Source organism: Acrocarpospora pleiomorpha (assembly GCF_009687885.1).
Lineage (GTDB): Bacteria > Actinomycetota > Actinomycetes > Streptosporangiales > Streptosporangiaceae > Acrocarpospora > Acrocarpospora pleiomorpha.
Window position 1 is genome coordinate 57,570 of sequence record NZ_BLAF01000019.1, and the last position, 14,075, is coordinate 71,644.

At 69.8% G+C, this 14,075-nt stretch carries 12 protein-coding genes; 3 read left to right on the forward strand and 9 right to left on the reverse strand.

Annotation, left to right across the window (positions count from 1 at the left end; all coding sequences use genetic code 11):
* Window positions 1–8 precede the first annotated feature (8 nt).
* From Aple_RS18420 to Aple_RS18445, 6 genes are all read right to left on the reverse strand, one after another.
* Window positions 9–2,516 (reverse strand): tetratricopeptide repeat protein, encoded by a 2,508-nt coding sequence (locus Aple_RS18420; protein WP_155345852.1) that lies wholly within the window; start codon window positions 2,514–2,516, stop codon window positions 9–11.
* Window positions 2,517–2,560: 44 nt separating this feature from the next.
* Window positions 2,561–3,376 carry a maleylpyruvate isomerase family mycothiol-dependent enzyme gene (locus Aple_RS18425; RefSeq protein ID WP_155345853.1) on the reverse strand — a complete coding sequence of 272 codons (816 nt, stop codon included), beginning with the start codon at window positions 3,374–3,376 and terminating at the stop codon, window positions 2,561–2,563.
* 94 nt (window positions 3,377–3,470) lie between these two features.
* Complete coding sequence (locus tag Aple_RS18430) at window positions 3,471–5,438, reverse strand: MFS transporter (RefSeq protein WP_246264583.1); 1,968 nt, start codon at window positions 5,436–5,438, stop codon at window positions 3,471–3,473.
* A 3-nt stretch (window positions 5,439–5,441) separates the two neighbouring features.
* On the reverse strand, window positions 5,442–5,612 hold the full coding sequence (locus tag Aple_RS18435) for a hypothetical protein (RefSeq protein WP_155345854.1): 171 nt from the start codon (window positions 5,610–5,612) through the stop codon (window positions 5,442–5,444).
* Window positions 5,613–5,685: 73 nt separating this feature from the next.
* On the reverse strand, window positions 5,686–6,630 hold the full coding sequence (locus Aple_RS18440) for a Ppx/GppA family phosphatase (protein ID WP_155345855.1): 945 nt from the start codon (window positions 6,628–6,630) through the stop codon (window positions 5,686–5,688).
* 69 nt (window positions 6,631–6,699) lie between these two features.
* Entirely contained in the window at window positions 6,700–7,254 is a 555-nt protein-coding gene (locus Aple_RS18445; protein ID WP_155345856.1) for a CGNR zinc finger domain-containing protein, read from the reverse strand.
* A gap of 73 nt (window positions 7,255–7,327) precedes the next feature.
* Here Aple_RS18445 and Aple_RS18450 point away from each other — a divergent pair, with 73 nt between their 5' ends.
* Complete coding sequence (locus Aple_RS18450; RefSeq protein ID WP_155345857.1) at window positions 7,328–8,095, forward strand: class I SAM-dependent methyltransferase; 768 nt, start codon at window positions 7,328–7,330, stop codon at window positions 8,093–8,095.
* Between the two features lie 145 nt (window positions 8,096–8,240).
* Here the strand turns inward: Aple_RS18450 and Aple_RS18455 are convergent, their stop codons facing one another.
* The 3 genes from Aple_RS18455 to Aple_RS18465 form a co-directional block, all read right to left on the reverse strand.
* Complete coding sequence (locus Aple_RS18455) at window positions 8,241–9,155, reverse strand: SMP-30/gluconolactonase/LRE family protein (protein ID WP_155345858.1); 915 nt, start codon at window positions 9,153–9,155, stop codon at window positions 8,241–8,243.
* Between the two features lie 175 nt (window positions 9,156–9,330).
* The gene (locus tag Aple_RS18460; RefSeq protein ID WP_155345859.1) at window positions 9,331–10,260 is read right to left on the reverse strand and encodes an SDR family oxidoreductase; all 930 of its coding nucleotides are present in this window, start codon (window positions 10,258–10,260) and stop codon (window positions 9,331–9,333) included.
* 176 nt (window positions 10,261–10,436) lie between these two features.
* Entirely contained in the window at window positions 10,437–11,867 is a 1,431-nt protein-coding gene (locus Aple_RS18465) for an amidohydrolase family protein (RefSeq protein WP_155345860.1), read from the reverse strand.
* A gap of 135 nt (window positions 11,868–12,002) precedes the next feature.
* Between Aple_RS18465 and Aple_RS56300 the strand changes: the two genes are divergently transcribed.
* Both Aple_RS56300 and Aple_RS18475 read left to right on the forward strand, forming a co-directional pair.
* Window positions 12,003–12,299 (forward strand): transposase, encoded by a 297-nt coding sequence (locus Aple_RS56300; RefSeq protein WP_218038393.1) that lies wholly within the window; start codon window positions 12,003–12,005, stop codon window positions 12,297–12,299.
* 211 nt (window positions 12,300–12,510) lie between these two features.
* Window positions 12,511–14,034, forward strand: coding sequence for an AMP-binding protein (locus Aple_RS18475; protein ID WP_155345861.1), 1,524 nt, complete (start codon window positions 12,511–12,513; stop codon window positions 14,032–14,034).
* The last annotated feature ends 41 nt before the right edge of the window (window positions 14,035–14,075 follow it).

Below are 14,075 nucleotides of genomic sequence, written 5' to 3' on the forward strand. Positions count from 1 at the left end.
CAGCCCGGTCAGTACCTGGACAGCCGAACCAGCAACTCCTTCAGCTCGTCAAGCAGCTCGCCCCTGCGCACGAGCGCGTGCCGCTCCCTCAGCACGGCCGACACCTGCCGCATCCCGCCCCGGCTGAAGGCGGGGCGCAGGGCGTCCTCGTCCAGCAGGCTGAGGATCTCTTTCAGCCGCTGCGCCGCGACGGGATCCGCCGCGTGCTCCCGGCCGGCCAGGCCGTAACTGCTGACCTGCTGATTCCACAACACGCACCTGCCCTGTTCGAGCAGTTCCAGGGCCTCGTCGTGCCGGCCCAGCCCGATCGCGCAGCCCGCGGCGTCGCCGACGAGCCCCGACACCTCGCCCAGGTGAAACTCCTGGTCGGTACGGCGAAGCCGGCGCCCGGACACCCGCGGAAGCAGCAGCAGCGCCACCCGATACGCCGCCAGCGCCAGCGAGTGCTCGCCGCTGGCGTGAGCGGCCCGGCCTGCCGTACGGGCGGCCGAGAGCCGCAGTGACGGCGCCGCGCCGTCCGCGGCCACGGTCTTGGCGAGCGCCGCCAGACCGTCTGAGATCTCCAGCTCGGTCGCCCCTGCCGCGGTCAGCGCGGTCCCGAGATGGAACTCCTGCAGCGCCCGCGACGGCGAATCCTCCGGATTCCCCATGGCGGCACGGCGCAGACAGGCCAGCGCCCGCCGGCGGTCGTCCCCGCCGGAAGGCGTGCGCAGGGCCCGTTCGGTCAGCGCGCTGCCGAGGTTGCCGAGCATGCCGTTCCGGTCGCGATGGCCCTCGGGTAGCGCGTCCAGAGCCTGCTCGAAGAGCACGATCGCCGCGTCCAGGTCGGCGGGGTCGCCGACGGCGAAATGCCGCGTCCTCAGCGCCGAACCGAGATTGCACAGGTAGCCGGACCGTTCCGGGGAGTCCGGCCGCACCCGCGCCACCGCGACCCGCAACGCCTCCACCGCGGCGTCGAGATCGGCGGCCAGCGAGGTCCGTTCGAAGCGGGCCAGCCAGGCCAGGCCAAGGTTGTTCTGGTAACGCGGCCCGTCCGGGTGGCCCTCCGGCAGCGACCCGGTCGTCTCGACCAGCGCCGCGACCGCGGCGTCGAGATCGAGCAGCGCGCCGCTGTGGCCGGCCGCCACTCCGACAAGGTTGCCGAGATTGCTGAGCATGTCCGCACGCTGCGCGTGGTCGACACTGAGTTCGACGGCGCGCTCGCAAGCCGACACCGCCTCCGCCAGATCCGCCGGGTCGCCGGTGTGCTCGAAGCGGTCACCGTATCCGAGGCCGAGATTGCTCAGCCGGACCGCCAGCGCCGGATCATCCGCGTCCGAGCGCTCCACGGCCCTGGTGAGATTCCGGATCGCCTCTTCGAGGTCCGCGTCGGCGCCGCGCTGCTCGTAGCGGGTCAGCAGGGTGTTGCCGAGATTCATGAGCACGTCCGCCTGCGACGGAGTGCCGTCAGCCAGCCGCGCGGCCCGGTCCAGGTGGGTGATCGCCGTGTCGAGGTCGGCCAGGTCGCCGCTGGTTTCGAACCGGGCCGCCATCGTCGTCCCCAGGTTGTTCCAGGCGTTGACCAGCGAAAAGGTGGTGCCTGGCAGGGACGTGGCGGCGAGCAGTTCATCGCGGGCTGCATCGAGGTCGTCCGCGTCGCCCCACCGATCGAACCGGGCGCGCGACGCCACCGCGATCGAGTTGTGGATGCTCACCCGGCGCGAGTCGCCGTCCTCCGTCATGGCGATGGCCGCACGCAGAACGCGGATGGCGGTCGCCACATCGTCGGCGGAACCGCGCTGGCGGAACCGATCGACAAGCACGTTGCCGAGATTGTGGAGTATCACCGCCCGTAAGGCACGGCTGGTCACCTGCGCGGCCGCGGCCTGCTCGTGTGCCACCACCGCGGCGTCCAAATCGGCTGGCACACCACGCGACTCGAAACGTTCGCGCAGCGCGGAACCGAGATAGGACAGGAAGGCGGGGCGCTGTGGATCGTCGGCGGCAGCGGCGTCGACCGCACGGCGGAACGTGTTCACCGCCGCGTCGAGATCGTCGACATCCCCCGCCAGATGGAATCGCTCGACAAGTCCGGTGCCCAGGTTGGCGAGCACCGCGGCCTGCCCGTCCTCGGCTTGCCCGGTCAGCACCTCGATGGCCGCATCCAGCAGCTCGGCGTCCTCCTCATCCAGCGCCCGCCGCAGCAGATCGCTCCCGTCGACGGACTCCGCGAGCAGGCTGTGCAGACCCTCCGGCACCAGATCGGGCCGCACCGGGTACAACGCCTGGAAGAGGGCCATAGCCCGCTTCAAATCCATCTCCGCGTCGAGTGCCTGAAAGCGCGCTAGATGGTACATACCCAACGCCTGTAATCGGCGCACACCGACCGACTGCCCCAGCTCCACCGATGCGGCCACCCGCGCCGCCACACTGGCCGCCTCTGCACTGGTCACCGCCGCGACATCACCGTCAGCGAACCGCCGTACACGGGTTCGCAACTCCTCGACATCAGCGTCCACGCGGTCATCCTCGCCCATGCCGGCTTCCCCCGGCGCGGGTGCCGGGGGAAGCGGGACGTCGGTCAGATGCGGAAGAACAGGTTCAGGAAGCGGTTGGCCAGGTTCAGGTCGCCGCGGACCGTGCCGAAGTTTCCCCGGCCGAACGTGGTGAGGACCATGCTGGCCGCGTCGAACTCGATCACCGCGGGGAGATCGCTGATGTCCCCAGGGGCGTACGCCATGCCCTCCGCGCCGATGTCAACGCGGAAGTCGCCGCCGTTGCGACCGCCGATGCGCAGGCCCACCGAGAACGGCGTCAGGTCGGCGTCCGCCTTGATCGTGTACTGCCAGAGGACCAGCATGAACGGCACCAGCAGGTCGGCGGCGTCGCCGGACATGGCGTGGTTGCGGCCGGTGCCCTCGCGGATGTCCCAGGAGTGCACGCCGAAGTCCATCAGCTGGCCGGCGGCGTAGAAGTAGGCGGGCACGGGGCCCATGTACGGATGAACCACGAGGAACCCGGTCCAGTCCTCGGGGCTGAGGTCGGTCAGGATGGCCTGCATCTTCTCGAAGTCGGTGCGAGCCCGGTCAAGCAGCTCCTTCTGGGTGGTGTTGCGGAACGAGATCGCCTGCTCGTTGACGCGGGCGCCCATCGCGGGCAGCCCGTACGGGTCGTCGGCCTGGGCTCCGGCGCGGGCCACGTCGAAGGCGGCGAAGTAGCCCTCGGTGGTGTCGACGATGTGCGCCACGACGTCCCTGACGTGCCACCCCGCGCAGGCGGTGGGGGCCTCCCAGGCCTCCTCGGGTTCCGCGAGGGCGAAGAATCGCTCGGCCTCCTCGCGTACGACCCGCAGGATGGTGTCCTTGCCTTCGACGCTGGTGGCGTCCCATTCGCACATGTCAGGTCTCTTTCGCCTGGAGGGGCCGAAGGCCTCAGGCGGAAACGCCTCCCCGTCGAGGCCAATTGAACATTCAATCAAATCGGCCAGGATGTCAAGAGTTAGGGGCCTCGGAGTCGCAGCCGACGGTCTCGGTGGCGAGGCGGGTGAGCAGGTCGGTGAGCTGGGGGTTGGCGTCGGGGTCCCAGCCGTCCAGGTGGCGGGCCAGCGCGGCCCGCCGTACGCCGATGATGCGCTGGGCCGCCTTCAGGCCGGGACCGGTGATCACCAGCTGCGGCTCGGCGCGCTCGATCAGGCCGCGGTCGACCAGCGGCTGGAGGTACGGGATGCCCTGCTCGGCGGTGTATCCGGCGCGTTCGGCCAGGACGGCGCGGTTGATTCTGCCCTCGCGGGCGACCCGGCAGAGCGCCCAGGTGGTTCCGGCGGAGAAGTTGTATCCGGCCCGGCGGGCCAGGTCGGTGTAGAGGGAGACCGCCGCGGGGTCGTGGCGCATCAGGCGGCTGAGGGCGCGCTCGATCTCGGCCTGGGAGGAGTCGGCGCGGGGCCGGCCGTACCCGTCGCCGAGGTCGGAGCACGCGGTGCCGATGGTGGTACGGAGGGGGACCTGGCGCAGGAACCAGGCGAGGGCGAAGCCGAGGAGGGCGATGGGGGCGGCGTACAGGAAGATCGCGGTGATCGACTCGGAGAAGGCGTGCAGGATCCGGGCCGCGGCCTCCGGCGGCAGCCGGTCCAGGACCTGAGGGTCGCCCTGGATGAGCGTGGGATCGAAGCCGAGCGGCAGGCGCTGGCCGCGCAGCGCGGTGGTGATGTGGCCGGCCAGCTGGCCGGCGAAGATGGCGCCGAAGACGGAGACGCCGAAGGCGCCGCCGATCGAGCGGAAGAAGATGACCGAGGAGGTCGCCACGCCGAGGTTGCGGTAGTCGACGATGTTCTGGACGGCGATCACCAGCACCTGCATGACCAGGCCCAGGCCCGCGCCGAGCACGAAGAAGTAGAGGCCGCAGAGCACCAGCGAGGTGCGCTCGTCCACCGTGTGCAGCAGCAGCATGCCGGCGGTGGCGACGGCCATGCCGAGGATGGGGAAGCTCCGGTAGTGGCCGGTCCTGCTGATCAGCTGGCCGGTGGTGATGGACATGCCGAGCATGCCGACCATCAGGGGCAGCAGGTAGAGGCCGGAGGTGGTGGCCGAGACGCCGTGCACGACTTGGAGGAAGAGCGGCAGGTAGGCCAGCGAGCCCATCATGGCGAAGCCGGCGATGAAGCCGAGCGCGGAGCAGACGGTGAAGACGCCGATCCGGAACAGGTGCGGCGGCAGCACGGGCTCGGCGGCCTGGCGCTCGACGCGCACGAACAGCGCCAGCAGCGCGGCCGCGGCGACGGCCAGGACGAGGATCACCGGGGAGTTCCAGCCGTCGCCCGAGGCGGTGATCATCACGAGGCAGGTGACGGCGGCGGTGAGCACGGCCGCGCCGCGGAAGTCGATGCGGTGGGCGGTGCGGTCCGGCCGTCCGGGCAGGGTGGCGGTGATCGCCGCCAGGGCGACCAGGCCGATGGGCAGGTTGACGTAGAAGACCCAGCGCCAGGAAAGGTGGTCCACGAACAGGCCGCCGATGAGCGGGCCGACCACGCTGGCGAAGGCGAAAACTCCGCCGAACAGGCCCTGGTAGCGGCCTCGGTCGCGGGGGGCGACCACGTCGCCGATGATGGCCATGGCCAGCGCCATCAGGCCGCCGCCGCCCAGGCCCTGGAGTGCCCTGAAGAAGATCAGCTGGGCCAGGTCCTGGGCGAGGCCGCAGAGCGCGGAGGCGGCCAGGAAGGTCATGATCGCGATCTGGAAGAGCCGCTTACGGCCGTACTGGTCGCCGAGTTTGCCCCAGAGCGGGGCGGAGACGGTCGCAGCCAGCAGGTAGGCGGTGACCACCCAGGACAGGTGGTTGAGGCCGCCGAACTCGCTGACGATGGTGGGCAGCGCGGTGGAGACGATGGTCTGGTCGAGGGCGGCCAGGAGGAGGGCGAGCATGAGGGCGCCGATGATCACCCAGATGCCACGATTTCCCCCCACAGATCACAATGTCCCCACCCGGCCTTGTTTCATGCTTGATGTCTGTTTCATGACAATGCTGGCGGCGAAGATCGCCAGGCCGGTCAGGAAGAGGATCGAGATCAGCAGTAATGCGAGTATCACCAGCGCGAAGACGACCGCCAGTGACAACAGCGCACCTGCGAACTCGGCCATTCGCCCTCCATGATCTAGGTCTCAGGAGCGCTTGCCCGCTATGAGTGGATAAATGCCTTACCTGGTGGCCAGGTCACAGCCTTACGCCCGATCCGGACGGCAGCACGTCCAGGCGGCGCAGGATGACGCCCTCGCGCAGGGCCCATGGGCAGAGTTCTAAGGCGGGCAGGTCGAACAGGTCCATGGTGGCGTCGGCGACCAGCGCGCCCGCCAGCAACTGAGGGGCGCGGCCGACGGAGACGCCGGGGAGGGAGTTGCGCTTGGCCGAGCTCATCTCGGCCAGGCGGCCGGTCCAGCTGGTGACGGCGTCGTGGGTGAGCAGACGTTTGGTGTAGGGGCCCTCGCTGGAGGGGGCGGCGCCGGCGATCCTGGCCAGCTGGCGGAAGGTCTTGGAGGTGGCGACGGTGTGGTCGGGCCTGCCGTACCGCATGACGCCGCCGACGGTGCGGCCGATCTCGGTGCGGATGTGGCGGCGCAGCGCGCGCACCTCGTCGGCGGGAGGCGGGTCGGCGGTGAACCAGTCGCGGGTCAGGCGGCCCGCGCCGAGCGGCAGCGAGACGGCGGTGTCGGGCTGCTCGTCGATGCCGGAGGCGATCTCGAGCGAGCCGCCGCCGATGTCGATGACCAGCAGCCGCCCCGAGGACCAGCCGAACCAGCGGCGCACGGCCAGGAACGTCAGGCGGGCCTCGTCGGCGCCGGACAGGACCTGGATGTCCACCCGGGTCTCAGCCTTGATCTGGTTGAGCACCTCCTCGCCGTTCACCGCGTCCCGGACGGCGGAGGTGGCGAAGGCGACGAGATCCTCCACGCCCTTGTCCTCGGCGATGCGCATCGCCTCCCGGACGAAGCCGTGCAGCTGCTCGGCGCCCTGCGCCGACAGCCGATCGCCGTCCAGATGCTCGGCGAGCCGCAGCTCGACTTTGTGGGAGTACGCGGGCAGCGGCCGGGCCCCCTGGTGCGCGTCCATCACCAGCAGGTGCACCGTGTTGGATCCGACGTCGAGGACACCAAGTCGCATGAAGGCGACGTTACCGCCTGCATATAACCGTTCATCCCGCCGTTATCTCTCCTTGATACGGGCGCGATCTCACGTTCGAGCCCGGAAAGCGGCGGTTTTCACGCGGTTCTGGCACGCGGTGGAGCAGAACCGGCGGGTGCCGTTGCGGGACACATCTACGTAGACGCGGTCGCACCGGTCGGCCGTACAGACGCCGAGACGGTCGTGCAGCTCGCTGCCCAGCACGATGGCCAGGCCGGTTGCGCAGGACGCGGCGTAGTCGCCGCCGAAGGTTCCATCGGTGCCGTGGAAGTGCACGTGCCAGGGTTCGCCGTCGTGGCGGGACAGGTGCGGCCTGGCCCGGGTGTCGACGAGCAGCCGGTTGAGCGTCCCGGCGGCGTGATCGAGATCACCCGCGGCCACGGCCTCGAAGACCGCGCGCAGGTCCGGCGCGTAGCCCGCGAGCTCGGCCGCCTCCTCGTCGGTGACCTCCCGCCGCGCCCGCACCGCCTCGGCCACGGCCTCCCGCCGCTGCTCCCCTTCCGGAATCTTGTACGGCCTGCCGCGCCGTTCCCCGGGGGTGAGCACGTTCACCAAGGCCACGGCGATGGCCACGACCATGTCCGAGTGACTGTTGAAGTTCACTTGACCAGTTACATCCTCTGTGCCTAGCGTGTGACTGTCGAAATGATAGACGACAGTGACAAGGGGAGTCGCGATGCTGAGCCACGATCATGCCCACGCCTGGATCGAACGCTGGGACCGCCAGCAGGAGGGCTACCTCCCCGACCGCGAGGAGCGCTTCACCGCGCTCATCGACGCCATCGAAACCGGACGCCCCGACCCCGTCGTGATCGATCTCGGCTGCGGCCCCGGCTCCCTGAGCGCCCGCCTCCTGAACCGCCTCCCGGACGCGACCGTGATCGCCGTCGACACCGACCCCCTCCTGCTGGCCCTGGGCCGAGCCGAATACGACGGCCTCCCTGGCCTCCGCTTCGTGGATCGGGACCTGCGCATCCCCGGCTGGACCGAAGCGCTGGACCTCCCCCGCCCCGCCGATGTGGCCGTCAGCACCACCGCTCTGCACTGGCTCCCCGAAGACCAGCTGAAGAACGTCTACGCGGAACTGGCCGGAGCCCTCCGCCCAGGCGGCATGTTCCTCAACGGCGACCACCTCGCGGTGGCCGACACCGCACCCCGGCTGGACGCTCTCGAAAGGGCGCTCGGAGCCCGCGCCGCCGAACGCCTGTTCGCCGAGGATCCCCCGGAAGACTGGGCATCCTGGTGGGCCGCCGTATCCGCCGACCCCGAATTCGAAGCCCTCAACCTCGACCGCGACCGCCGCAAAGCCTCCGCGGGCCACCACGGCTCGGAATCCGGCCTGCTCTCCACCCACGTGAACGCCCTGCGAGCCGCCGGCTTCACCGAGATCGGCGCCCTGTGGCAACGCGGCAACGACCGCCTGCTCTGCGCACTGCTGTCTTAAAGCGGGTGCCACAGGTTCGAATCCTGCCGGGGAATACCAGCGCCTTCGGCCGCCATCGCCACCGCGTGAGCGCAGCCCTGACCTCGACCGCCCCCGGGTGACGAGGGCGATCTTGCCCTCGATCATTCCCATGCTGGAGCCCTTCCTATTCGATGACGCCCGCGGGCTGCGGCGAGCTCGGTGCCAGCGGCACGTCCACGCGCCGCGAGATCAGCACCGAGTCGCGGGTGTGGGCGCGTTCGGACTTGAAGTGGTTCGGCGACACGGCGAGGAACAGGGTCCGGCCGTCGGCTCCGCCGAGCGCGACGGCGTATAGGCCGAGACCGTCGACGACGACCTCGTCGAGCACCTCACCGCCCTCGGCGACGCGCAGCGCCCGGCGGTGGGTGGGGTCGGCGACCCAGATCGCCCCCTCCTCGTCGCGCTCGGCCAGACCGTCGGCGGCGACGTCCACCGCGTTGAGCCGGGTGAGCCCGTCGCCCTCGGGCTCCTCCCCGAACTTCGCCCACAGCCGCCGGTTGACCAGAGAACCGTCGCCCGCGACGTCGAACGCCGCGATCCGAGCTGCGAACGTCTCTGCGACGACCAGGGTCTCCCCGTCGCAGACCGCGCCGTTCGGAAAGGCCAGCCCTTCGGCCACGACCGTCGCCGTGCCGTCGGTGTCGACCCGGATCAGGGGTGCGGGGGCGTACGGCGCTCCGTTGGTCAGGTCGAACCCGAAGCAGCCGACCCAGCAGCGGCCCTGGGAGTCGACCGCCATGTCGTTGATCTCGCCCGCGGCCAGACCGTTGAGGTCGGCGTGGGTGACCAGGGTGCCGTCAGCCTCCTTGCGCAGGATGCGGTTGTCGAGCATCGAGACGACCAGCAGTCGCCCGTCGGGCAGGAACCCCAGGCCCGACGGCTGGCCCTCGACAGTGGCCTCGACACGCTGGTCGGAACCGTCCTCGCGGACGCTGACGACTTCGTAGGCGTAGCAGTCGGCGACCCACACCCGTCCGTCGTGCCACCGCGCACCTTCGAGGAAGGATCGCTCGCCCAGCACGGTGTCGAATCCGTTCATGTCCGTACCTCCGTTCGATCGGGTTTCGGTCAGCTAACGTCGTCCGCGAGCACAATCTCCATCGCTCCACGCCCAGCAGCTCGGCGCCACTTCGTGCAGCCCTCATGAGAATGGCGCGGTTGCCATGGGCGTCTCCTGTCCATGATCGTGTGCTGTTCCGCCGGCGGCGTCGGGATCACCCCCACTTGCCGCCCGCGCCGGGCGCGAAGTAGTGCCTCTGGTCCAGGTCCTCGAGCAGGCCCGGCTCGCTCGGCGCCCAGCCCGTCAGCTCGCGGGTGAGGGTGTTCGAGGCCGGGCCGTCGATGCCGAGGAACATCCCGAGGAAGCCAAAGTGCTCGTCGACCTGCTCGGTCGGGACCGAGCGCACCGGGACGTCGAGGTGGCGTCCGATGGCCTCGGCGATGTCACGCACCGAGATGCCCTCGTCGGCCACGGCGTGCAGCACGGATCCCGCCGGCGCCACCTCGATCGCCAGCCGGAACAGGCGCGCGGCGTCGCGGACGTGCACCGCCGTCCAGCGCGATGACCCGTCGCCCGGGTAGCCGGAGACCCCACGCTTGCGGGCGATGTCGATGAGGGTGGAAACGAACCCGCCGTCGCCCTCGCCGTGGACGGTCGGCGACAGCCGCACGACCGACGGCCGCAGCCCGTGCTCGGCGAGGGCGAGGGCGGCGTCGTTCGGGGGCCGCCGAGCCTCGCCCACTCCGCCCGGAGCGGGCAGGGCGCGCTCGGTAGCGGGGGTTACCCCATCCTGCGCGAGCCCAAGGATGCCTGCGGCGACGGCGATCGCCCCGCCGGACGGCAGCCCCGACCCCAGGGCCTCGATCGCGGCGACGTCCGACGCGACGGCCTCGGCGAAGCGCCCGATGAAGGCGATGTCGTGCCGGAAGGCGAGGTGAACGACGGCGTCGGCCGACACGGCCGCCTCGCGCAGCACGTCGAGGTCCTCGACCGACCCGCGGACGACCGTGGCGCCCCGCGCCTCGACGGCGGCGGCCGACGCGTCCGACCGGGCGAGCCCGGTAACCTCGTGCCCCGCTCCGACGAGCTCGGGGACGACCGCGGAGCCGATCCATCCCGACGCACCGGTGACGAACACGCGCATGATAAAACCTCCAGCAATGATGTCAGCGACTGCCATGAGCAGTGCACCGCTGATGCGACCAGGATTTCGAGCTGGCAGAACTCGGTGAGCGGCGGTGACCTCCACCGCGTTCAACCGGGTGAGCCCGTCACTTTCGGGCTCCTCTCCGAACTTCGCCCACGTACGCCGGCAGATCTTTAGTCTTCGAAGTCGATGGCGGCGTGGGGCCAGTCCACCGCGTCGAGCAGGTAGTCGTGGGACTCCTGGACGAGGCGTTGGATGCGAGTCAAGTCGGTTCCGATGAGCTCGCCGCCCCACTTGACGATGCGGCCATTCACGAGGACCGCGTCCACGCAGCCGATGTCGGCGCCCTGGACGATGGAAGAGAGGATGTTGTTCCGCGGGAAGAGCTGAGGCTTCAGGGTGTCGAGCAGGACGATGTCGGCTTTCTTGCCGGGCGTCAGGGAACCGACCAGGTCGCCGAGTCCGCAGTTGTTCGCGCCCTGCTGCGTCGCGGACTGCAGGAGCTCTCGCAGCGTGGCCGATTTTTTCCCGGAGCGATGCTCGTCGACCCGCTGCACCAGGTGCAGCGCCCGCATCTCAGCGAACATGTCGATACCGAACGTCATCGGATTGTCGTTGCTCAGTCCGGGACGCAGTCCCTGCTCGACCCACTCGTCGTAGGGGATGTGGCCATAACGGAATTGGGATTCGATTCGGGGGCAGACGTTGACCTGGGCCCCGTTGTCGATCACAATCTGCCGCTGCTCGGGTGAGAGGAAGTTGGCGTGGTTGATGGCCTCACGTCCGTCGAAGGAACCCTCGCGGTACAGGCTCGGCAGGTCCTGGCGCTCGATCCCGCTGTCGAAGGAGAACCACATGTCGAGTTCCTTGCGCAGCGGCAGGAGCTCGGAGAGATCGTCGAACCCGGCCGCGTACAGGCGCATGGTGCACAGCTGGTCATCGCTACCGAAGTACTGGTCCCGCAGGCGTCGGGCGTCCGCGGGGAACGAGCCGGCCCAGGTACCGAAGCGGGGGCGACCCATGGCGTGCACGCCACGCAGTCCTGCGGCCAGGAGCGCCTCGACGCTCGCGTCCGAGTGCTCGGGCGTTCGCGCGTTGTGCATGTTGTCGACGACGGTGGTAATTCCACCGTCGAGCGCAGCGAGCAGGCTCTGGAGGGTGCCTGCGTAGATATCCTCGGGCCGAGCGGCGGGTCCGGCGAGACGGTGCGCGGCGTGCATGTAACTCCGGCCGGAAACCGGCGCACCACCAATCGGATCCTCGGTCGTCTGCGGGATGTTGACCGGGATGAGGCGCCCCAGCGCCCCCTCCCAGCAGTGGATGTGCGGATCACAGAAGCCCGGCATGACGATGTGGTCCCGCGCGTCGATCTCGACGGCATCCCCGGCGGAGATCGAGGGACCGATCTCGGCGATGCGGTCGCCGACGATGAGCACATCTCCCGAGGCGAAGTCGCCCACGGTGCCGTCCATCGAGAGGACCGACCCTCCCTTCAGGAGGATCCGCTGGCCTGCGGCGGCACCATCGCCGGCGTGCCGGTCGAGCAGCGCCTGCAGTCGGTTGGCCGCATGGGAGTCCGATCGAGTAGTGGCGTCAGCGCTCATAGAACCTCGATTTCGACGAATTCCGGCAACGCCGCCTGATTCTGCAGAGCGGTCAGTGATCCGTGAGAAGGGCCATACGGACCGTTGCGACGACGCTAACAGCAGTCGCGTCTGTGGCCCAGAGACCTATTCGGCATGGCAAACATTCCTGCCAGGAATGGATTTACCACTATATTCCCGTTGAGAAGCTGGGCGCCACAGATCTATGCAGGTCGCAACGTCGTCGAGCGGTGCTTCAACCGGCTCAAACAGTTCCGGGACCTCGCCACCCGCTACGCCGAACGCGCCGCCTACTTCCGCGCCGAAATCACCCTCAGTGCAGCCATTCTCTGGTTTCGGCTGGACTTACAGGACACGCCTTGGTCAAGGAATTCGGAAAGGCACTGGGAGAGGTGGCGCGAAACCAGGATGACGCCCGGCCAGCGTGGATGAACCGCACCGACCCGCAGCGCAGGACCCGGCGGGGCGACCCGGCCACCTCATGCCGATGGCCTCCCGCGCCCCGGCCCACCCGTGCCGGCGCTCGGTCGATACTCGCGCCCATCCCCCTCTTCGGAGGGTGGTCGCCAGTGCTGATCACCGGCAAAGTGTGTCCACTGAGCGTTCCCGTGCTCAAGTCCCCGTACCCGAGGAGGAGTGCCCGATGACCCGAGTCGACCAGACGCTGGCCCAGTGGCTGACGCTGTACCGAGCGGAGGACGCCGACGTGGCCGGCCTGCTCTGCGACAACCACAATCCGGCCGCCGTCGCCTTCACCTTCGTGGCGCCGGACCTCACCGCGACCGCGCTGACCTACGGCGAGCTGGCCGACCGGAGCCGCCGACTCGCCAACGGGCTGGCCGCGCTCGGCGTGGGGCGGGGGGACCGAGTGCCGGTGCTGATGGGCAAGCGGCCCGAGCTCATCGTCACCCTGTTGGCGATCTGGCGGCTCGGCGCCGTGCACGTACCTCTGTTCACCGCGTTCGCGACCGGCGCGGTGCGGATGCGGGTCGAGGGCTCCGGCGCGAAGCTCGTGGTCACCGAGCCCTCGCAGCGGGCCAAGCTGGACCCGATCGCCGGGATCACCGTGCTGGAGACCGGCGCTGAGTTCGACGCGCTGCTGACCGGCGAGCCGATCGCCAAGTCTGTCCGGGTGGGTGGTGACGGCACCTTCATCCAGCTTTACACCAGCGGCACCACCGGATCGCCGAAGGGCGTCCCGGTGCCGGTCTGGGCCCTCGCCGCGTTCCGCTGCTACCTGCACTACGGCCTCGACGTCCAGCCCGACGACGTATTCTGGAACGCCGCCGACCCCGGCTGGGCCTACGGGCTCTACTACGCCGTAATCGCCCCCCTGGCCGCCGGGCGCACCAGTCTGCTGTTCGAGGCCGGCTTCGCTCCGGAGACCACCGCCGAGGTGGTGCGCCAGTTCAGCGTAACGAACTTCGCCGGGGCACCCACGATGTACCGGGCGATGATCCATGCCGGGGTCTCCGGGCTGACGCTGCGCCGGGCGTCGGCCGCTGGCGAGCCGCTCACTCTCGATGTGGTCGCGTGGGGCCGCACCGCGCTGAGCACGCCGGTGCGCGACCACTACGGACAGACCGAGCTGGGCATGGTGATCGGCAACCACTGGCACCCGGACGTCATCGAGGAGATCAAGGACGGCTCGATGGGCCGCCCGCTACCCGGATTCACCGCCAGGATCGCCGAGGGCCAGATCGCGATCGACACGAAGAGCCCGCTGCTGTGGTTCACCCGCTACGACCAGGCGCCGGACAAGACCGCCGAGCGCTTCAGCCCCGACGGACACCTGTACCTCACCGCCGACACCGGCCGGGTCGACGAGGAGGGCTACTACTTCTTCACCGCTCGGGACGACGACGTGATCCTCGCAGCCGGCTACCGGATCGGCCCGTTCGACGTGGAGAGCGTGCTGGCCACGCATCCCGCCGTGGCCGAGGTCGCCGTGGTCGGCCGCCCGGACCCGCAGGGCATCCGCGGCGAGGTGGTCGAGGCCTTCGTGGTGGCGCCTGGCGGCGGAAACGACGAGCTGGCCCGCGAGCTGCAGGAGCTGGTGCGCGACACCTACTCCAAGCACGCCTACCCACGCGCCGTTCACTTCGTCGATGCCCTGCCGAAGACACCCAGCGGGAAGATCCAGCGCTACTTGCTGCGGCAGCGGTAGGCCGCGCGCTCCGGCGTGCGGGAGTGAGCGGTCGCGCGCCG